The organism is Photorhabdus antumapuensis (assembly GCF_020387775.1).
GTDB classification, from domain to species: Bacteria; Pseudomonadota; Gammaproteobacteria; order Enterobacterales; family Enterobacteriaceae; genus Photorhabdus; species Photorhabdus antumapuensis.
Map to the genome: position 1 here is coordinate 193,020 of NZ_JAHZMK010000024.1, position 19,823 is coordinate 212,842.

At 40.1% G+C, this 19,823-nt stretch carries 17 protein-coding genes; 13 read left to right on the plus strand and 4 right to left on the minus strand.

All coding sequences use genetic code 11. The features are described from left to right. Positions 1-197 precede the first annotated feature (197 nt). The 7 genes from KZ793_RS10515 to attM all read left to right on the plus strand — a co-directional run bounded on the left by KZ793_RS10515 (position 198) and on the right by attM (position 6,903). Entirely contained in the window at positions 198-1,148 is a 951-nt protein-coding gene (locus tag KZ793_RS10515; RefSeq protein ID WP_225815290.1) for a 4-hydroxyproline epimerase, read from the plus strand. Beyond that, complete coding sequence (locus KZ793_RS10520) at positions 1,145-2,272, plus strand: NAD(P)/FAD-dependent oxidoreductase (RefSeq protein WP_225815291.1); 1,128 nt, start codon at positions 1,145-1,147, stop codon at positions 2,270-2,272. The genes KZ793_RS10515 and KZ793_RS10520 overlap by 4 nt, the downstream gene beginning before the upstream one ends. Then, positions 2,269-2,523, plus strand: a complete 255-nt coding sequence (locus KZ793_RS10525) for a (2Fe-2S)-binding protein (protein WP_225815292.1) — start codon at positions 2,269-2,271, stop codon at positions 2,521-2,523. The genes KZ793_RS10520 and KZ793_RS10525 overlap by 4 nt, the downstream gene beginning before the upstream one ends. Before the next feature lie 2 nt (positions 2,524-2,525). Continuing rightward, a complete protein-coding gene (locus KZ793_RS10530; RefSeq protein WP_225815293.1) occupies positions 2,526-3,827 on the plus strand; it encodes an FAD-dependent oxidoreductase in 1,302 nt (433 codons plus the stop codon). Between the two features lie 152 nt (positions 3,828-3,979). Continuing rightward, positions 3,980-4,951 carry a P1 family peptidase gene (locus KZ793_RS10535; RefSeq protein ID WP_225815294.1) on the plus strand — a complete coding sequence of 324 codons (972 nt, stop codon included), beginning with the start codon at positions 3,980-3,982 and terminating at the stop codon, positions 4,949-4,951. A gap of 191 nt (positions 4,952-5,142) precedes the next feature. Then, positions 5,143-5,871, plus strand: coding sequence for a hypothetical protein (locus KZ793_RS10540; protein ID WP_225815295.1), 729 nt, complete (start codon positions 5,143-5,145; stop codon positions 5,869-5,871). 240 nt (positions 5,872-6,111) lie between these two features. After that, complete coding sequence (gene attM / locus KZ793_RS10545) at positions 6,112-6,903, plus strand: AttM family quorum-quenching N-acyl homoserine lactonase (protein ID WP_225815296.1); 792 nt, start codon at positions 6,112-6,114, stop codon at positions 6,901-6,903. 100 nt (positions 6,904-7,003) lie between these two features. Here the strand turns inward: attM and KZ793_RS10550 are convergent, their stop codons facing one another. Beyond that, positions 7,004-7,987, minus strand: coding sequence for a class I SAM-dependent methyltransferase (locus tag KZ793_RS10550; RefSeq protein ID WP_225815297.1), 984 nt, complete (start codon positions 7,985-7,987; stop codon positions 7,004-7,006). Between the two features lie 670 nt (positions 7,988-8,657). On the opposite strand from KZ793_RS10550, the gene KZ793_RS10555 reads away from it, so the two are divergent. Continuing rightward, positions 8,658-9,896, plus strand: coding sequence for a stiblene epoxidase (locus KZ793_RS10555; protein ID WP_225815298.1), 1,239 nt, complete (start codon positions 8,658-8,660; stop codon positions 9,894-9,896). Between the two features lie 119 nt (positions 9,897-10,015). Here the strand turns inward: KZ793_RS10555 and KZ793_RS10560 are convergent, their stop codons facing one another. Next, complete coding sequence (locus KZ793_RS10560) at positions 10,016-11,719, minus strand: glycosyl hydrolase family 18 protein (RefSeq protein ID WP_225815299.1); 1,704 nt, start codon at positions 11,717-11,719, stop codon at positions 10,016-10,018. Between the two features lie 402 nt (positions 11,720-12,121). On the opposite strand from KZ793_RS10560, the gene stlA reads away from it, so the two are divergent. From stlA to KZ793_RS10585, 5 genes are all read left to right on the plus strand, one after another. After that, the gene (stlA, locus tag KZ793_RS10565; RefSeq protein WP_225815300.1) at positions 12,122-13,720 is read left to right on the plus strand and encodes a phenylalanine ammonia-lyase StlA; all 1,599 of its coding nucleotides are present in this window, start codon (positions 12,122-12,124) and stop codon (positions 13,718-13,720) included. 101 nt (positions 13,721-13,821) lie between these two features. After that, entirely contained in the window at positions 13,822-14,571 is a 750-nt protein-coding gene (ydfG, locus tag KZ793_RS10570) for a bifunctional NADP-dependent 3-hydroxy acid dehydrogenase/3-hydroxypropionate dehydrogenase YdfG (protein WP_225815301.1), read from the plus strand. Positions 14,572-14,813: 242 nt separating this feature from the next. Then, positions 14,814-15,182, plus strand: coding sequence for a DUF1283 family protein (locus KZ793_RS10575; protein WP_118984847.1), 369 nt, complete (start codon positions 14,814-14,816; stop codon positions 15,180-15,182). Between the two features lie 21 nt (positions 15,183-15,203). Continuing rightward, positions 15,204-15,476, plus strand: coding sequence for a DUF1161 domain-containing protein (locus KZ793_RS10580; RefSeq protein WP_225815445.1), 273 nt, complete (start codon positions 15,204-15,206; stop codon positions 15,474-15,476). 486 nt (positions 15,477-15,962) lie between these two features. Beyond that, a complete protein-coding gene (locus KZ793_RS10585; protein ID WP_225815302.1) occupies positions 15,963-17,372 on the plus strand; it encodes a metallophosphoesterase in 1,410 nt (469 codons plus the stop codon). Positions 17,373-17,507: 135 nt separating this feature from the next. Here the strand turns inward: KZ793_RS10585 and bioD are convergent, their stop codons facing one another. Both bioD and mlc read right to left on the minus strand, forming a co-directional pair. Beyond that, positions 17,508-18,200 (minus strand): dethiobiotin synthase, encoded by a 693-nt coding sequence (bioD, locus tag KZ793_RS10590; protein ID WP_225815303.1) that lies wholly within the window; start codon positions 18,198-18,200, stop codon positions 17,508-17,510. 297 nt (positions 18,201-18,497) lie between these two features. Beyond that, positions 18,498-19,709 carry a sugar metabolism global transcriptional regulator Mlc gene (gene mlc, locus KZ793_RS10595; protein ID WP_225815304.1) on the minus strand — a complete coding sequence of 404 codons (1,212 nt, stop codon included), beginning with the start codon at positions 19,707-19,709 and terminating at the stop codon, positions 18,498-18,500. Positions 19,710-19,823 lie beyond the last annotated feature (114 nt).

Here is a 19,823-nt window from a genome sequence, read left to right on the forward strand (position 1 = left end):
CTGGTAAAAACAGAAATCATCATCAGGTTTATTTATAATTTTTCTCTTTATTATCTTTATTTTATTGGAGTGCCTCTATGATAATTCAGTAATTTTTTCATTGTGCTGATTTCAGCATATTGCGGTATGAAATTCATCAAGCAGCAAACGAAATACTCTGCCACCATTTATTAAAAATACGTTAATTGGGTGGCTTTATGGCAGATAAGCATGATTATCAGATTGTTCGTGTCATTGATTCACACACAGGTGGAGAACCCACCCGCACAGTAATCGAGGGATTTCCATCTCTTGGCAAAGGAACCATTGCCAAACAGCGTCAACGCTTTGAAGCCGAATTTGATCACTGGCGCAAAGCTCTCATTCTTGAACCCAAAGGGAATGATGTGTTGGTAGGTGCACTTTTATGTCCGCCTACTGTACCTGACGCCGATATGGGAGTGATCTTCTTTAATAACGTGGGGTATTTAGGCATGTGCGGCCACGGCACTATGGGCCTTATTGCCTCGCTCTCTCATCTAGGCTGGTTAACCCCCAGCAAATATAAAATTGAGACGCCTGTTGGGATTGTAGAGGCGGTACTCCATAAGGATGGAACAGTGTCTGTTTATAATGTCCCCTCTTATCGTTATCAGCAAAATGTCACCGTGAACGTGCCTGGTGTGGGTGATGTTAATGGAGATATTGCCTGGGGCGGAAATTGGTTTTTTCTGATCGGTCAGCATGACCTGTTGCTAACCCCTTGCCATATTGATGAACTCACACAATACAGTTGGGCAGTTAGGCAAGCACTGGCACAAGCGGGGATCACTGGCGAAAATGGTGAGTGTATCGACCATATTGAATTGTTCGCTCCTGATAACGATGCTGATAGTCGCAATTTTGTGTTATGTCCGGGAAAAGCCTATGACCGTTCACCGTGTGGCACGGGAACAAGTGCTAAGTTAGCCTGTTTGGCGGCGGATGGAAAATTGCAGCCGGGTGAGATTTGGCGCCAATCCAGCATTATTGGTCGTGTTTTTGAAGCCCAATATCAGTGGGTTGGTCAGAAAATTGCCCCCGTGATCCGGGGAACAGCGCATGTTTACAGTGATAATAAATTAATCATTGCCAAGAGCGATCCTTTTGTCTGGGGGATAAATGTATGACTCCTCCCCAAATATCGGATGTCATTATCGTTGGCGCTGGCATCGTTGGAGCCGCGTGTGCTTATCAGTTGGTACAGGATGGTTTGAGAGTTGCGGTGATTGATGATGGTGGTAAAGGGGCGACACAAGCAGGAATGGGGCATCTCGTGTGTATGGACGATAATCCTGCTGAATTGGCATTGAGTAGTTACTCATTAGATATATGGCGAACATTCACCCCACATATGCCAGAAAATTGTGCATGGCGGAGATGTGGTACGCTTTGGCTGGCGGATGCCGAGGATGAAATGGAACTGGCTGAGGAAAAAAGCGCACGTCTTACCTCCTATGGTATTGGGAATACTCCGATGACAGCAACACAGATTCACCAGATGGAACCTATGGTGAGGAGTGGGATTGCCGGTGGTTTGTGTGTTCCTGGAGATGGGATTGTCTATGCACCGAATGTCGTACACTGGTTTCTTGCTAGCTGTAATAAAAAGATTCGGTTTATTAAAGGCCAAGTGCATGCCTTAGAGCCTCAGACCGTTGTACTACATGATGGAAAGAAATATTGTGCACCGAGAATATTGCTAGCAAATGGGTTGTGGAGCACACATCTGTTACCTGAATTACCGATTGTCCCTAAAAAAGGACAATTGGCGATTACCGATCGTTACCCTACCTGCATCACACATCAATTGGTGGAATTAGGATATAGCGCTAGTACACATGCCTCAGATGGCACATCAATCGCTTTTAACGTTCAGGCCCGCCCTACAGGTCAGCTCTTAATTGGATCTTCACGCCAATTCCATAATGAAAAACACACTATCGATTTCGCCCTACTCCGTTCTATGCTCCAGCGCACACTTTATTTTTTACCTCAGCTTAGTCAGATGAATATTTTACGTTGCTGGTCTGGCTTTCGTGCCGCGACTCCCGATGGTTTACCGCTATTGGGGCAACATCCTGCTTATGAATGGCTATGGCTGGCCGTAGGCCATGAAGGATTAGGTGTGACGACCGCACCGGGCAGCGCCAAAATCATCTCCGCATTGATGCTGAATAGAAAAACGGAGATTGATCCATTGCCTTACCAACCTGCACGTTTCACTGCTATGGCCCGTCAGAGGTTGCCATGATACGCAAAAAACCACCCTTTATTGCTCTGTTTATTGATGACGAACAGATCACAGTTCCTACGGGGATTACTGTTGCGGCGGCGCTAGCTTATACCGGTGATGAGCATTGCCGTATGTCTGTATCACATCAATTGAGAGTGCCTTTTTGTGGTATGGGGATCTGCCAGGAATGCCGTTTGATGATCAATGGCCGCCGCCGTGTAGCATGCCAGACAGTTTGTGAAATGGGTATGAAAGTCGAGAGGATCTGAACATGGCAACATCATCTTCTACAGTATTGCGCTGTGATGTGCTAGTTGTTGGCGCAGGACCGGCGGGATTGGCTACCGCACAGGCTGCTGTACAAGGGCAACAATCCGTTATCCTGATTGATGACAATCCCAGAGCAGGCGGACAAATTTGGCGTCAAGGGCCATTTCATACATTGCCTTATACATTGCCACCGATGGCAAAACGTTATTTAGCGGTACTATCAGAAGACGCCTTGGTCTATTTACCGGGTTGTAAAGTGATTGCAGTAGACAGCCAATGTGTGATTGTTGAAACGGTAGGTAAGCACCGAATGATTCACTACCAACGCATCATTCTTTGTACTGGAGCCAAAGAAAAATTACTTCCCTTTCCTAGATGGACATTACCGGGTGTCACAGGGGCAGGAGGATTACAAGCACTGATAAAAAATGGTCTTCCCATGACCGGTGAGCGTGTTGTTATCGCCGGTAGCGGTCCCCTTTTGCTCGCGGTTGCAGAGACGGTAAAAAAAGCGGGAGGGAACGTGGTTGGTATCATTGAACAAGCGCCTTTATACCGCTTATTTTCGTTTGGCTTGCAGCTATTCCGCTGGCCAGACAAGTTGCATCAAGCTATCACTCTCATGCCGCTCAAAAATTATTACAAAAACAGTATGGTGTTGGGAGTGGAAACCTCGATAGAAGGCAAGTTGACTGGCGTGTATATCAGCAATAAAGGGCAGAAGCAGAAATTATCCTGTACGCGTTTAGCTTGCGGTTTTGGTTTAAGGCCCAATACGGAATTGGCACAGTTGCTTGGTTGCTTACTGGATGAACAAGGAAATATTCAGGTAGATGCGTGGCAACAGACTACTATACCCGGTGTATATGCAGCGGGAGAATGCACAGGTATTGGTGGCAGTGAGCTTGCGCTTTGTGAAGGATTTATTGCCGGGTTTGCAGCAAGTGGTAAATGCGCCTTAGCAGAAAAATGGCGGCAAAAACGAGTAAAATGGCAGCATTTTGCAACAGCGGTAGCACAGACGTTTAAATTGAATGAAGAGATCGCACGGGCTCTTCCACCCGATACGTTGATCTGCCGTTGTGAAGACGTACGTTTAAACGAGCTTGAACCATTTCAGGATTGGAATAGTGCAAAAATGGCGACACGGTGCGGTATGGGCGCTTGTCAGGGAAAAATCTGTTCTGCCATTCTCCACGATATCAAACATTGGGCAATACCATCCCCTCGCATTCCACTATCTCCTGTTAGTCTCGAAACGCTGGCAGCGGAGATCCCCCCTTTCAAAAATGGGAAAAATTAACTTTTCTGACTGATAGATAAATATCCCCTTTTATTTATCAAACTGAGTTTCTGCTAAAAATCACAGTTTGTTTGGTCACCTTTGCTATGATTCACTTCGAAAATCATTAAAACCTGTAATGAGTTACTTTAAAGATTAAGGTGTGGACATTTATGTATAAGACAAATGGAACAATCCTGGATATAGCGGGTATTAAGGTTGGACATGCTGAAGATGAACTGGAGCAAACCGGTTGTAGCATAATTATTTTCGACGACGGAGCTGTTTGTGGCGTTGATGTCAGAGGTTCTGCACCGGGGACAAGGGAAACCGAGCTTTTAGATCCGATTAACACTGTTCAGAAAGTCAATGCAGTGGTGCTAAGTGGAGGTAGTGCTTTTGGATTAGATTCCGCCTCTGGCGTCATGCGCTATCTTGAAGAAAGAAAAAAAGGTTTTGATACCGGTGTCGCTGTCGTACCTATCGTTCCTGCCGCAATAATTTTTGATCTAAATTTTGGCGATCCTGCTGTTCGTCCTGACGCTAAAATGGGCTATCTTGCAGCACAAAACGCTTCTGTAAACCCTTTTCCATCGGGAAATATCGGTGCAGGTGCCGGGGCCACTATAGGTAAGATGGCCGGTTTTGACAAAGCTATGAAGGGTGGACTTGGAACCGCATCGGTTAAATTACCCGGGGGACTGACAATTGGCGCAATGGTTGTTGTAAATGCTGTTGGTGAAATCAGAGACCCTAAAAATGGTAGAACTATTGCGGGTGCATGTGATGAAAATGGTCATCTTATCGATCTCACTTCCTACGTTTTAAAAAATTATAAAGATAATAATTTCACTCAGGGGACAAATACGACCATTGGCATAATCTGTTGTAACGCCAATATGAATAAAAGTCAGATGAAAAAAGTTTCCCAGATGGCTCATGATGGCCTTGCGAGGACGATATACCCCGTTCATACCATGAGTGACGGGGATACTATTTTTGCAGCGACAACAGGTGGTGTAGATTCATCGGTGAATATTGTTGGTATGCTTGCGGCGGAGGTCATGGCTGCTGCGGTTTTAGATGCTGTGAAATCAGCCAAATCAAAATTTGGTGTTAGAGGTTATGCCGATTTAGCAGATTAAAAAACACGGGGTTATGGTTACATTGGAAAGCGCCAGTGACGCGCCAAGTGCCACCGGTGCCAATGGAAGCGAGCTATACTTCAATCAATAAACCGATGTTATTATCACAAAACTGGACTAATTCATAAACAACTGCTATAAAAATTAGTACTGTTTAATATAATTTTTTTAAATGGTTGGGAGTATAAGATATGAAATATGCAATGTTGACATTAAGGCGAGATCTAGAGTCGCTAGATTACAAAAAGAAGGTCAATCCATTCTTGTGGGAACAAGATAAGGATGTTGTTCATGAAAATCTTTCCAATCAATTCCTGAACAACCAAAGACGTAAGAATTATCTTAATGATCTAACCGAGTATTGCTGGTTAGTTTATCGGAAGGCCCTTTCAGCAAGTGGGCCGATGCTAATTGGTCGAGTTGGCGACCTCTGGCAGGAAAAATTATTTAAGCCTCTCGGACTCGGCCTAAAGAAAAATGAGAATTCATGGAACCCAAACGCCCAGGGGAATATGTTAATGATAGATAAATGGACCGATGTGATAAATGATTGTTGGGTACTTGGTGGTATTCATAGACATGCAGATTTTCATCTAATGTCGGCAGAAGCCCCGTCTAATTTATGGAATCACGAGCAAGGCTACCATATCGTTACAGCAAGAGAGATATTAGGTCTTCTCAATTTTGGGTATGAACGTGAAAAACGTGGGAAACAAGTGATTTATAGATGTAAAAATCCTTCTTCTGCCGACAGAGCAAGCCTTCTGCCCTATAGGATCTTAATGAAAAAAGCAATGGGACAAGGGCCTTCTTCAATTACAAAGCTTATTTCTGAACAAGTGACCGGTTTTAACGAGGAAATTAGAACATTCGATTATTCCAGCTTAAAATCCTTTGAAAATAACATTGAAGCACGATGAAATTCATAATCTATAGCGTCTTATCACCCTTTTCACGAATACGTCAAAAGGGTGATTACGATCTCTGATGGACTATTCTGATCACTCTTCACCTTCATAAGGTAATTTTTTTTCATCCTCCCAAAGATTAGCCTCACGGACCTCCCCATGTAGAACTTGATGTCGATAAAATCAACTTGGGACATATGTTAGCATCCACGATCCGGCCTTACCTGCAAATCCAATCAAAAGGTTAACATTATGTCAGACATTCGCCTGTATATGCTGCAAACCGGAACCATTAAATGTAAGGTTCACTACATCAAGATGAATCAAGGCAACGGCGCCGATTATGAAATTCCGATTCCATTTTTTTTACTTACTCATCCTAAAGGTCATACGCTAATTGACGGTGGCAATGCCGTTGAAACCGCAACTGACCCCAAAGGCTACTGGGGAACTATCACCAAAGCCTACTGGCCGGTGATGCATGAAGATGAAGGTTGTGTAGCTCAAGTGAAAAAGTTGGGTATCGATCCCGCAGATATCCGTTATGTAGTGCAATCCCATCTTCATCTCGATCACACTGGCGCAATAGGACGCTTCCCTAACGCAACACATATCGTACAGCGACGTGAATATGAATACGCCTACACCCCGGATTGGTTTGCTGCTGGTGGCTACATCCGCAAGGATTTTGATCGCCCTGGTCTGCAATGGGAATTTCTCGATGGGGAACGCAATGACATGTTTGATGTTTACGGAGATGGCACTTTAAAAACAGTATTTACTCCAGGGCATTCGCCGGGACACCAATCACTACTGGTCACCCTGCCGAACAGTGGCAGCCTGCTGTTAACGATTGATGCCGCTTATACCCGCGACCACTGGGAAGAACGGGCATTGCCCGGGTTTCTCACCTCTACCATTGAAACCGTACGTTCGGTGCAAAAACTACGGCATCTAGCCAAACGAACAAATGCAATCGTGGTAACCGGGCACGATCCAGATGCCTGGCCAACATTCCGTAAGGCGCCGGAATATTACGATTAACTCTAATTCGTCAATCCAAAATAGCCAGAAACTCGAAAGTGGACGTTTCTGGCCGGGTACTCATTTGACTAAAGTTTGACTTACTGTCCGAGAATAACCGTTATTCCGCCCCTCCCTCTCTTAACCAATCATTGACAAAAGATTGGGCATTTTCAGATTTAAATCCAATCGAAGATATGCCGGTTGGCTTCCATAAAAGCTCGATAGCACGAACCTTTTGGTTATAATCAAGAGCATTAAAGATTTCACTTAATTGTTCATTTAAAAGTAAATCTTGAGATTGAAGAAAATATTCATCATTGAATTGATCGCAACATCCAGCAAAAAGCTTATTGCCGTTTTCACGATTTAACCCACAACATCTCACACGCTTAAAGCCAGCTTTATAATAAAAATCGCATATTTCATCATATCTGTATGCGTTGACGATAGGATTCAAAAATGCATCCACATTAACAGCAACCTGATCAACATTATCATCTAAGTGATTAGCTGTACTATCGCCATATTGATTTCTACTTAAGTTTTCGCACAGCTTATTCATTAAATCAGTATTTAAAAAATACTCTTCTGCATGAATTTGTTTTACAAAAATCTGCAAAAATTCTCGCCGCCTCAATCGTTCATATTCTCCTATAGCGTTGTATAACCAAATGAACGCGATACCCTCTTCCTTTAATGAACGGGAAGCTGCTAAAAAACCCTCTTGTGGACATTCCATATGATGGATAACACCGGTAGAAACAACAACATCGAATTGATTATCTCGTGTTAACTTCTCAATCGTATTATTTTCTAACGTGACGTTATCCAACTGATGATAAGATATCAGCTTATCTGCCACCTCTAATGCTTTGTCCGTCATATCAATACCCACAAATTGGGTATCGGGATACATACTTGCCAGCCCTACCAAACGATGCCCCGTTCCACACCCTAAATCAAGCACATATTTTCCCGTTAAATAATCCGGCTTAAATATAAGCCCTACCACCGTGGCCATATCATAAATAAGATTGTCCCCAATGGCAGAACTGGGATATGGATATCGGTTATACATCGCTTTGACGTCCTGATTACTCATATTTATTTCTCCGAACAACATGACAAATCAGTGTTACTAGCCCATGATCACGAATAATAGATTACAAATAGTAGTATAGAGGTCACCCTCATAAAATTCATGGCAACGAGTAATAAAATATTTCATAATTAGGAAAAAATATCTTAAACTCAATTAGAATGGAAATGATTTCATATTAATAAATATCTTAAATAGTTGAAAATAGAAACAAGATGAATATTAATTTATTCACACAAACATCATTTACCATCATGTTGTTTTGAATATGTAAAACAGACAGAAAATTAAACTAATAATCATATCACTATAAAGTGTTAATTTTATGAAAATTAGAAAATTTAAACCCTAAAATTAAATATTATTTAATAAACAGACACATAACTTTTTTACCAAATATTTTTCAAGATAAATCCCTAAGCTTTCTTGCTCTATTTCTATGTACAGTATATTTTTATTTTAAATACTATATACCTAATAGATTTCNNGCAAGTGAATGAATCCCCAGGAGCATAGATAACTATGTGACTGGGGTGAGTGAAAGCAGCCAACAAAGCAGCAGCTTGAAAGATGAAGGATATAAAAAAGTCATGGCTGTGATTAGACAATATCGAATAGATATAATCACTACGATTTAGCCAGAATCTCTCATATCTATAGCAGGAGAAATATTATGCATGTCGGTATTATTGGGGCAGGGATTGGTGGTACATGTTTAGCACATGGATTACGTAAAAATGGAATTAAAGTGACGATCTATGAACGAAACCCTGCTGCATCATTCGAACTTCCCGGTTATGGAATTCATATTAATACATTCGGCAAGCAAGCACTGCAAGAATGCCTCCCGGATGAACACTGGCTAACCTTTAAGGAGGCATCAAGATATATTGGCGGACAATCACGATTTTACAATGAACGTATGCGTCTTCTCGCCGTTCATGGCGGTATTTCTCCAATGGCAGGAAAAATTATTTCCGAACAACGTTTGTCAATTAGCAGAACTGAACTGAAAGAAATACTAAACAAGGGGCTTTCAAACATAATTCAATGGAACAAAACATTCGTTCGTTATGAACATATTGAAAACGGTGGTATTAAAATTTTCTTTGCCGATGACAGTCACGAAAATGTCGATGTACTTGTCGGTGTAGACGGTAGCAATTCAAAAGTACGTAAGCAGTACCTTCCCTTTATCGAAAGATTCGATGTTGGTGTTAGTATGGTCATTGGTCGTGCGCGTCTTACCCCGGCTCTCACAGCTTTGCTACCCCAAAATTTCCTGGATGGTACACCCAATAGTATCGTACCTAAAAGCCCCGACTGGTTATTCATCTCTATGTGGCGTGCCCCAGTTAATATCCATGTAAAGGCCACCTTAGCAGAAATCGATAATTTTATCGTATGGGTTTACGTAGCAGCAACAGATAGTTTTCCTGACAATATCACCGATTTTTCCGCTGACGCCCTCTGCGATCTGGTCCAATCGCGTATGATTTCGTGGGACCCAAGCCTACATACTCTGATTAAATACAGTGATATGGAAAACATATCTCCGATACATTTACGCAGCATGCCCCACCTTCCACCCTGGAAATCCAGCACCGTCACATTACTTGGAGATGCTATTCACAACATGACTCCAATGACAGGCTCAGGAGCAAACACAGCGCTGCGAGACGCACTTTTACTCACGCAGAAGCTTGCCGGTGTAGCGTCCGGGCACGAAGAGTTAGTCAAGGCAATTTCAGATTATGAGCAACAAATGCGTGCATATGCTAATGAGATTGTTGGAATTTCACTGCGCAGCGCTCAAAACGCTGTAATACATTTTTCAATACCACCATTGAAACAACGGCATTTGAGCATAAGAAGAAAAAATACATACCAAGGTTATCAACACCGACGTTAATATTCCGAGTAAATTGTCATACCTGAACAAATTCCATACCACTACTCTAGATACACTTATTACAAAAACAATCCGCCACCAGTACAGATATCATACTGGTGGCTTGTTGGCTTAATTAATTATGCAATTTTTACCCAAGGATAAGCATCAGATGTTCCTGCACCATCTGGCACGGTGCCTCTATTCCACCATTTAGCTTCCCAATTTTGATTGTTCCAACTCACTCTATCGCCGGCATTATATGCCCTATTTGCATCCCAGACAGGGTAATCACTCCCTGTCTCTGGATTAACTGGATCGACCGGCTCAACATTAACACCCTTGAAGTAAAATGGTGTCATGTCTATTTTTTTCGTGATTAACTCACAACCAAGCCCTTCCCTAGCCGCATTGACCAATAAACCACGATCCTGATCTGCGGTCCATGTAAATATTCCTCCCAGATTCTTTTCTAGTGCATATTGTGCCTTAGCTTTAACGGAACGAGGGGTATCAAGAGAAATAAACAACTTACTATCCTTATTATAGAGATAATCAGCGTCTGCTATTTCATCGGTATATAAGTCAAAATTATTTCTTCCCCTATTTTCTTCCAAATCCAGATAATTATATATCGTGTCGTACCATTCCGTTGTCCCTGATTCAAACGAACCGGTTGTTGTAATCTTCGGCTCTTTTTTCGGGACATAACCAGGATCATAACTGCCGGATAATGGAGAATCACTATCAATAACCGTATTTCTGGCATTGCGTGAATAGCCGGTGTAACCAATATTAATGGCAGATGCAGGCACACCAAGACTCAATAAATATTCAACCGCCTTTTCTACACTATTCTCACCACCAGGATAATTACGGAGATTCGTGTGATGCAACAACTTTTCGGCCCACGGAGTACCAAAGAAATCATAGGTCATAACGTTAATACCATATAATCCAACTTGGAGTAATTCAGGTATTTTTGATTTTTCCATTTTCTCTGGTACCGCCGAACACGCGATACTTATTTTTATATCTGAACGCCCTGCTTCTTTAAAAGCGGCAGTTAAATCTTTAATTAAACTAACATAATAATCGCCATCGTCTGGCGCATACATGTTACCTTCATTTCCAGCAACGCCGGGATACTCCCAATCAATATCAATTTCGGTAAACATAGGGAAACGTTGGAATATATCAACTAGACTCGAACAGAAATAGGATTTTAGTGTTTCGTCTCTGACCATATTATAAAAGCCATTACTCATGGTCCAACCACCCACACTAAATGACATAATAAGGTCATGGCCTTGAGCTTTTGCAGCTTGTTGAACCTTAGCCAATCCGCCTAATACGCCCATACTTTTAGATTGATCAAAATCCCTTGGCATTTGGATATCTTGCCAACCAGAATAAGTACAATTCTGATAAGATTGGCAATCTCCCCAAGCATCTGTGAATGTCACTTCTCCATTATTGGTGCGGGCAAATAATGGCGCTTGCTCTTTAATTTGCTGCTTTTTTTCGCCCTCATCACCTAATATTCCACAGAAACCAATAACTAATTTATCATAAGCAAAAGGATTATCTAAAAGGTGCTGTAAATCTATTCCTCTACCTCGACGAATGGGATCTTGATTTCCTTGTAATCTACCGTCATATTGCGACCAATCTGTATAATAACCAAAAACTTTAGGTTTATTTCGGATATCATATTTATTATAGACTGGTAATGCGGCTCTTCCCGATGTGTAACTAAAATTTATCGTTTCAGTTGATGGATTGAAATTATCTATCTTATAAGACTGTTCACTAAGAGAATCTGTCTGGATTATTTTTGACATAAATCACCTCGACTAGATATCAATTTATTTTTCGATGAACACTCCAATTACTTTATTTGCATGGTAACATGAATTACATTCTAGCCTGTATTCTTAGGAAAACAAATAATTGCTATTTGTTTGATTGTTAATGGTCAACTCAAATTTATGTCAATGACATTTATATTACCGACAATTTATTATCAAAGGGTAAAAACAAATAATTGCAAATTGTAAATATATTAATTGTCATTATTACAATTACCTCCTCCATTAGATTTGTAAATTAATTTTTACGAACCATTTGTTTTAATTTTATTTCTAGTTGACTACTTTTTATATTTTATATCTATACTAATTTGTATCCTTAGGGGTGTTCGTTTCTTCAAAATATTATTACCATCCTTATATATGGAGATTAAAATGAAAGCTAAAGATGTTCAGCCAACCATTATTATTAATAAAAATGGCCTTATCTCTTTGGAAGATATCTATGACATTGCGATAAAACAAAAAAAAGTAGAAATATCAACGGAGATCACTGATCTTTTGACGCATGGCCGTGAAAAATTAGAGGAGAAATTAAATTCAGGAGAGGTTATATATGGAATCAATACAGGATTTGGAGGGAATGCCAATTTAGTTGTGCCATTTGAGAAGATCTCAGAGCATCAGCAAAATCTGTTAACTTTTCTTTCTGCTGGCACTGGGGACTATATGTCCAAACCTTGTATTAAAGCGTCACAATTTACTATGTTACTCTCTGTTTGCAAAGGTTGGTCCGCAACTAGACCAATTGTTGCTCAAACAATTGTTGATCATATTAATCATGACATTGTTCCTCTGGTTCCTCGCTATGGCTCAGTGGGTGCCAGTGGTGATTTAATTCCTCTATCTTATATCGCACGAGCATTATGTGGTATCGGCAAAGTTTATTATATGGGTGCGGAAATTGACGCTGCCGAGGCAATTAAACATGCGGGGTTGACACCACTATCGTTAAAAGCAAAGGAAGGTCTTGCTCTGATTAACGGTACGCGGGTAATGTCAGGTATCAGTGCAATTACCATCATTAAACTGGAAAAACTATTTAAAGCCTCAATCTCAGCGATTGCCCTTGCTGTTGAAGCATTACTTGCATCTCATGAACATTATGATGCGCGAATTCAACAAGTAAAAAATCATCCTGGTCAAAAAGCGGTGGCAAGTGCATTACGTGATTTATTGGCAGGTTCAACTCAGATTAACTTATTATCTGGGATTAAAGAACAAGCCAATAAAGCTTGTCATCATCAAGAAATTACCCGACTAAATGATACCTTACAGGAAGTTTATTCAATTCGTTGTGCACCACAAATATTAGGTATAGTGCCAGAATCTTTAGCTACCGCTCGAAAAATATTGGAACGGGAAGTTATCTCAGCTAATGATAACCCATTGATAGATCCAGAAAATGGCGATGTTCTACACGGTGGGAATTTTATGGGACAATATGTTGCCCGGACAATGGATGCATTAAAACTGGATATTGCTTTAATCGCCAATCATCTTCACGCCATTGTAGCCCTGATGATGGATAACCGTTTCTCTCGTGGATTACCTAATTCACTTAGTCCGACACCCGGCATGTACCAAGGTTTTAAAGGAGTCCAACTTTCTCAAACTGCTTTAGTTGCTGCAATTCGCCATGATTGTGCTGCATCAGGTATTCATACCCTCGCTACAGAACAATACAATCAAGATATTGTCAGTTTAGGTCTTCATGCTGCTCAAGATGTTTTAGAGATGGAGCAGAAATTACGCAATATTGTTTCAATGACAATTCTGATCGTTTGTCAGGCTATTTATCTTCGCGGCAATATTAGTGAAATTGCGCCTGAAACCGCTAAATTTTACCACGCAGTACGCGAAATCAGTCCTCCTTTGCTCACTGATCGTGCGTTGGATGAAGATATAATCCGCATTGCGGATGCAATTATTAATGATCAACTTCCTCTGCCAGAAATGATTCTGGAAGAATAAAAAGAAAATCACTAAAAGTTTTTCAACCATCTCTTGACTAAAAATACAGAACCCCATTTACTACCGAGGTAGAAACAATGAGAGTAAACAAGGGGTTTTGTATGATCGTTTTTGTGACAGGAGCAACTTCAGGTTTTGGTGAATCAATTGCCAGAAAATTCATTCAAAACGGTTCTAAAGTTATTGCGACTGGGCGCCGTAAAGAACGGTTAGAAAAATTAAAAGCTGAACTAGGTGATAACTTTTACTTTGCTCAACTTGATGTAACTGATCGGGCAGCTATCAATCAAGTTATAGAACAATTACCAGAATCACTCCGCCATATCGATATTTTAGTCAATAATGCAGGTTTAGCGCTTGGATTAGAACCCGCTCATCAGTCTAACCTGGATGACTGGGAATTAATGATTAATACCAATGTCAAAGGGCTTGTCAATATGACCCATATTCTGCTGCCTGGAATGGTAGAAAGAAATCATGGGCATATTATTAATATCGGTTCTACCGCTGCAAGTTGGCCATATTCCGGTGGAAATGTTTATGGCGCAACTAAAGCCTTCGTCAAACAGTTTAGTTTGAGCTTACGAGCAGATTTGCAGGGAAAAAATATCCGTGTCACTGATATAGAACCCGGTTTAGTTGGTGGAACTGAGTTTTCTTTAGTCCGTTTTAAAGGCGACAATGATAAAGTGAATAAAACCTATGATGGCACGCAGGCATTAACCGCTGAAGATGTCACTGAAGCTGTTTTTTGGGTGGCTAATTTACCTGCTCATGTCAACATTAATACACTAGAAATGATGCCAGTTTGCCAGTCATTTGCCGGGCTTAGTGTGCACAGAAATGAATAATTACATTCTTCTTGATAATTTGTTGAATATCTTAATGCTATCTTATAATTTATCTATCTGATAGTTTCTTATTGTGCCATCTATACCTAATAGATTTCGGGTTGCAGCGCGGCGGCAAGTGAATGAATCCCCAGGAGCATAGATAACTATGTGACTGGGGTGAGTGAGCGCAGCCAACAAAGCAGCAGCTTGAAAGATGAAGGGTATAAATTGGCCCCACTCTACTTTCAAGAGGATAAAAGATGAGTATTTGTAATTCTTTGATATTAAAAGCTATGCCAGCTATCGCTCTGGCAATACCCTTGTTATGGCAAACGCCAGCATTGGCGGCAACCTGCACTTCCACTTCCGGTGGGACCTGTGTCACTGTAAATGGCAGTGGAGATACAGCCTTAAGTAAAGAGGCTGCCCGCCAAAGTAAAGAACAATGGGATGAAACAAAGAATCTTCGCACTAAAGTTAATAAACGTGCCGAGAAAGAGTTCGACAAGTTCGATAAAGCCATTGATGCTCGTGATGCATGTATGAAAAGTACCAATATAAATACTTATTGGGAACCCAATACCGAACGTTGTTTAGACAGCAATACAGGTATGCCTATCAGACCGTAATATAAGGTGATGATAATGAAGATGAAGAAAGCGCTTTTATTTAGTGCATTGATCTTTACCCTATCCCCATTTGCACTTGCTGCACAAGCTTCATGCGAAAGCGTGAAAGAGCAAATTGCGCAGAAAATTATCAATAATGGTGTGCCGGAATCTGGCTTTACATTGGAAGTTGTGGCTAATGACTACATTGAACAAGCTGGAAGTAAAATCGTTGGGCATTGTGAAAATAATACCAAAAAGATTGTGTATACCCGGCAAGGAAGCCAATCTCAAGCTCATCTGACCTCCAAATAAACCCACATCATCTTTCTTAAGGAAGATGCGCAAAGTTCAGAGAAAATATTACGCCAATATTTTACCGTTGATGAATGATGAGATGAATAGAGGTCGAGGCGCTATACGCCTTCGGCCCCTTTTCACGTTATCTCTATGTGGACAACACGCTAATAATGCTACCCTTGCAAGCTGACCGGAATGATAGCCTTGATATAGTTTCCTATATATACCCTTCATCTTTCAAGCTGCTGCTTTGTTGGCTGCGCTCACTCACCCCAGTCACATAGTTATCTATGCTCCTGGGGATTCATTCACTTGCCGCCGCGCTGCAACTCGAAATCTATTAGGTATAAACCATTATCTTTTTTAAAACTGACAATTTAAATAATTAAATCTAATATTATAAAGTTTTGGAATATAAATATTTGCCAAATAATTATGGTGAGTTAAATATTTTATTTGCTCAGAGAATCATCATATTGAAAATTTAAAATAGGAAACGTTATGGGTGATCTTATCACAAAGAAAATTCGCTTTATCGTGGTGTTTTTTATAGCATTAGTTGTATCAGGGTGTAACATTGCAGCAGAAAATCAAAAAGAAACTTTGAGTTTAAATAACAGCATTAATGAACAATATGGCAGTGATCAATATGTAAGAATTTACTTGCATAATAATACATCACATTCATTAATGACTGAAACAATAAACTTACCTTGGGGAAGTTGGATTGAAAGGCCATCATCATCAATACCGGCATATAGCCACGACTCATTTTCTTCAAAAGGTAAAATATTTAGTGGCACTGATGGAGAAGTTATTTATCGTTTACCCAATGGTGAGGGTAAATTAAATGTTTACTGGAGTCTGTCACATTGGGGTTCCCAGAACCATAATATCCATCTTTCTGAGGGGACAGATAAGTATAAAATGGAAAAAGTGATTAAAGGCTCATATCCCGGTATCACTATTGATATTTATCTCACTGAAAAAAATATAGGCAGCAATTATAAAATTGCCGTGATGTCAGATCCTCAGCCGTGGCGTTTAGATCCTGAAAGGGGTGATCCTAATGCCGACAAAAAACCGTGGGAAGAATCAAATAGAAAAGTAGCAAACAGCATCAACAATATTTATGAAAAAGACCATCTTGCTTTTGGTATCGTTAACGGTGATCTTACCGAGTTTGGACGCGCTAGTACCAGAAGAAGCCTTGATGAAGTATATACATCAAAGATAAAATTTCCATTATTTATGGGATTGGGAAATCATGATTATGCAAATAATGTTAATGATTGTACTTATCCAGAAAATCTTGATTTCAGTCGTAATGCTTGCGCCAGATCCGCTGTATTTGATATGGCAGAAAAAATAAGCGATTATAGTAAAAAACTGAATAATTTCTCCTATGATTATAATGATAAAGCATGGAAAGGAAGCTTATCTTATTCATGGGATTTTGGTGATATTCATTACGTTCAATTGCAAAATTATCCTACCTATAGTGTCGATTTAGACCACTATATCAGCCCAACCGTTTATATTACAAAATCCCTTGATTGGTTGGAAAGCGATCTCAAATCTGCTCAAAAAAGAGGAAAAGCAGTCGTTTTAAACTTTCATGATGGATATGCCCATTTTATCGATAACAGCAGTTCCGCTGAAAAAGAGAGATTTAGATCATTGATTGAACAGTACAATGTTATGGCGGCTTTTGTTGGACATTCACATTTCCTTAAAGAATACACCTCCTATGTATTTGGAAGCGCAAGAGTCTATGACAGTGGGGCACTATTTAAAGGTGATTTCTTTATCATTAATGTTAACAAAAAATGCATGAAAATATCTGCATATAATGGAATAAATGGTATCCCCAAGTTTGTTAAAGAAATGACAAGTGTTTGTGGTAAATAGAGATCAAGCCTATTTATATAGTACTAAGATTTTAGGTTGAGGATAAACCTCACTTGCAAAAAAGTGAGGTTTTCTTATTAATCGACTATAGATCGCAATCACGATATTTATTAGGTATATGTATGTATATTGGTTCTATATACCAAATCCACTCTCATTTCCCCCAACTTGTTTTAATATAGTGGAAATCTCCAGGTAGCAGGATAAATCCTTTTCTTCCGGACGTAAAATATAAGGAATTTCACCTAACTGTGGTGCATTAATGTGACGGCGTAACCTATCCATCACTTTCGTATAGTGCGATAAACCAGGATTAATTCTGTTAGCTACCCATCCTACTAATTGCAATCCATCATTTATTATTGCCTGCGCGGTTAAAATTGAGTGATTTACACAGCCAGGCTGAATACCAACAACTAAAATAACAGGGATTTTTTCCCGAATCACCCAATCAAAATAAAAAGTTTTATCATCCAATAATACACGCCAACCACCGTTACCTTCAATAATAACGCGATCTGCTTTATTACTAAGATTATTTAATCCTTTTTTCATCTGTTCGAAATCAACCTTATTTTCTTCACAATACCTGTTTTTCCAGATAACTGGGTTAATTTCTTCATATTTAAGCGGAACAGGAGAAGATTTTTGTAGAATCACGCCATCTCGATTACGCATACCTTCTTCTGTTTCATACCCTTCTGTGGCTATAGGTTTATACCCTACTGCCGTTGCTCCATCACGATTAAAAGCTTGTAATAATGCACGGGTAACAATTGTTTTACCTATGTTGGTATCTGTCCCCGTAACAAATAGGCGCGTTAACATAAATTCTGTTTTCCATAATGACAGATAGAACCCGGTTAATGAGCACTTAAGTCTAGAGGATGCGACTATAAAGGAGATTGCGTTAGCTCAATGTTTTGTTTAATTGCTCTTTCAAGTTGCCTCTTTGTTGGCTGCACTCGTTCACCCCGGTCACATAGTTCGCTATGCTCCCGGGGATTCTCTCCCTTGCCGTCGCGATGCATCTTGAAATCCATTGGGTATATACCCGTTATGTCAATTTAGCGAAAAAATTTATATAAAATTAATATTACAACCAGAAAACCTCTATCAAGTATATTATCCTCTCATTAAACTGATCAATAATGAACCATCATACAAAGCTTTTTTAACTGATGCTACCGTGGATAATGTGCCTGAATTATTGAATTTTGTTGCAACCAATTCAATCTGTTTGCTATAGGCAGGCAAAGCGTGTTGTTGAATACATTCATTAATCACCGGATACAAAACGTGTTGTGAAGCATTAAGAGGAGAACCTATCAAAATTTTTTCTGGGTTAAATAAATTGACCATAATTGCGATAATATGCCCAATTTTTACTCCGACATCACGAATAATATCCATTGCCAGAGTATCACCGTCATTAACCGCCTGACAGAATGACTCAACGGTCAATGGTTCACCGTTCAGTAAAGAATCGGGTCCCATTGCCAACTGCCGTTTTGCTCTGGATAAAATATGGCTGATGCCTACAACCGTTTCCAGACACCCCAAATTCCCACAATAACAGCGTTCACCATCAAGTTCAGCCTGAATATGCCCTACCTCCATGACACCACAGTTGCCGGCATGCAATGTTTGCCCCGCAATAATCACGCCAACACCCACATGTTCAGCAATGACCATTTGGATAATATTCTGACAATTTTTTGCGGTACCATATAATGATTCAGCTATCGTCCAGGCGGTTATTTCATGTTGAAGAAATACCGGTAATCCAGTGCGACAATGTAGATATTCTCCTATTGGTAATTCCTGAACCTGGTAATAAGGGAAACTGTGGATTAAACCTTTGGCCGGATCAACAATAGCATTTACAGTCATGCTAATTGCCGTCAGACGCTCAAGACGAGATTGATAGCGACCAAAAAATGCATCAATCTCATCAACAATGCGATCTAAAAAGGATTTTTCCTTGTTGGCTGGTAATGGTAAAACATCTTCAACAATTAATTTGCTACTTAAATCACGCAGTCCCAATATTAAACTTCCCAAGCTAATACTGACACACAGGAAATGCCAACTTTCGGAATCAAGCTTCAGCCCGGTCGCTGGGCGACCTCTGAATCCTAAATCCAAAAATTCCGTTTCCATGACTAAGTGTGCATTGACCAATTCACGGACAATCTTAGTAATACTGGCTGGAGCAAGTTGAGCTTTTTTGGACAGCTCAATACGGGAAATTGGACCATATTGATCAATTAACCGATAAACAGTACCAATATTAATCTGTTTTATCTGATCAATATGCCCTGGTTGTCCATCCATTATTTACCCTTTTACGCTCTAATTAATTCATGTTTCAAAATAATTGTTGGTTGATTATGTCGAGGTTTTAGGAAAAAAGTATGATTCCTTCAATAAATATGTGATATTCAGCAC

Coding starts and splice junctions, on each gene's coding strand:
- KZ793_RS10560 (WP_225815299.1), bottom strand. CDS start 11,719: ATGTCAAAAATAATCCAGACAGATTCTCTTAGTGAACAGTCTTATAAG.
- bioD (WP_225815303.1), bottom strand. CDS start 18,200: ATGTTAACGCGCCTATTTGTTACGGGGACAGATACCAACATAGGTAAA.
- KZ793_RS10530 (WP_225815293.1), top strand. CDS start 2,526: ATGGCAACATCATCTTCTACAGTATTGCGCTGTGATGTGCTAGTTGTT.
- KZ793_RS10555 (WP_225815298.1), top strand. CDS start 8,658: ATGCATGTCGGTATTATTGGGGCAGGGATTGGTGGTACATGTTTAGCA.
- ydfG (WP_225815301.1), top strand. CDS start 13,822: ATGATCGTTTTTGTGACAGGAGCAACTTCAGGTTTTGGTGAATCAATT.
- KZ793_RS10550 (WP_225815297.1), bottom strand. CDS start 7,987: ATGAGTAATCAGGACGTCAAAGCGATGTATAACCGATATCCATATCCC.
- KZ793_RS10525 (WP_225815292.1), top strand. CDS start 2,269: ATGATACGCAAAAAACCACCCTTTATTGCTCTGTTTATTGATGACGAA.
- KZ793_RS10585 (WP_225815302.1), top strand. CDS start 15,963: ATGGGTGATCTTATCACAAAGAAAATTCGCTTTATCGTGGTGTTTTTT.
- KZ793_RS10580 (WP_225815445.1), top strand. CDS start 15,204: ATGAAGAAAGCGCTTTTATTTAGTGCATTGATCTTTACCCTATCCCCA.
- KZ793_RS10535 (WP_225815294.1), top strand. CDS start 3,980: ATGTATAAGACAAATGGAACAATCCTGGATATAGCGGGTATTAAGGTT.
- KZ793_RS10540 (WP_225815295.1), top strand. CDS start 5,143: ATGAAATATGCAATGTTGACATTAAGGCGAGATCTAGAGTCGCTAGAT.
- attM (WP_225815296.1), top strand. CDS start 6,112: ATGTCAGACATTCGCCTGTATATGCTGCAAACCGGAACCATTAAATGT.
- mlc (WP_225815304.1), bottom strand. CDS start 19,709: ATGGATGGACAACCAGGGCATATTGATCAGATAAAACAGATTAATATT.
- KZ793_RS10520 (WP_225815291.1), top strand. CDS start 1,145: ATGACTCCTCCCCAAATATCGGATGTCATTATCGTTGGCGCTGGCATC.
- KZ793_RS10515 (WP_225815290.1), top strand. CDS start 198: ATGGCAGATAAGCATGATTATCAGATTGTTCGTGTCATTGATTCACAC.
- KZ793_RS10575 (WP_118984847.1), top strand. CDS start 14,814: ATGAGTATTTGTAATTCTTTGATATTAAAAGCTATGCCAGCTATCGCT.
- stlA (WP_225815300.1), top strand. CDS start 12,122: ATGAAAGCTAAAGATGTTCAGCCAACCATTATTATTAATAAAAATGGC.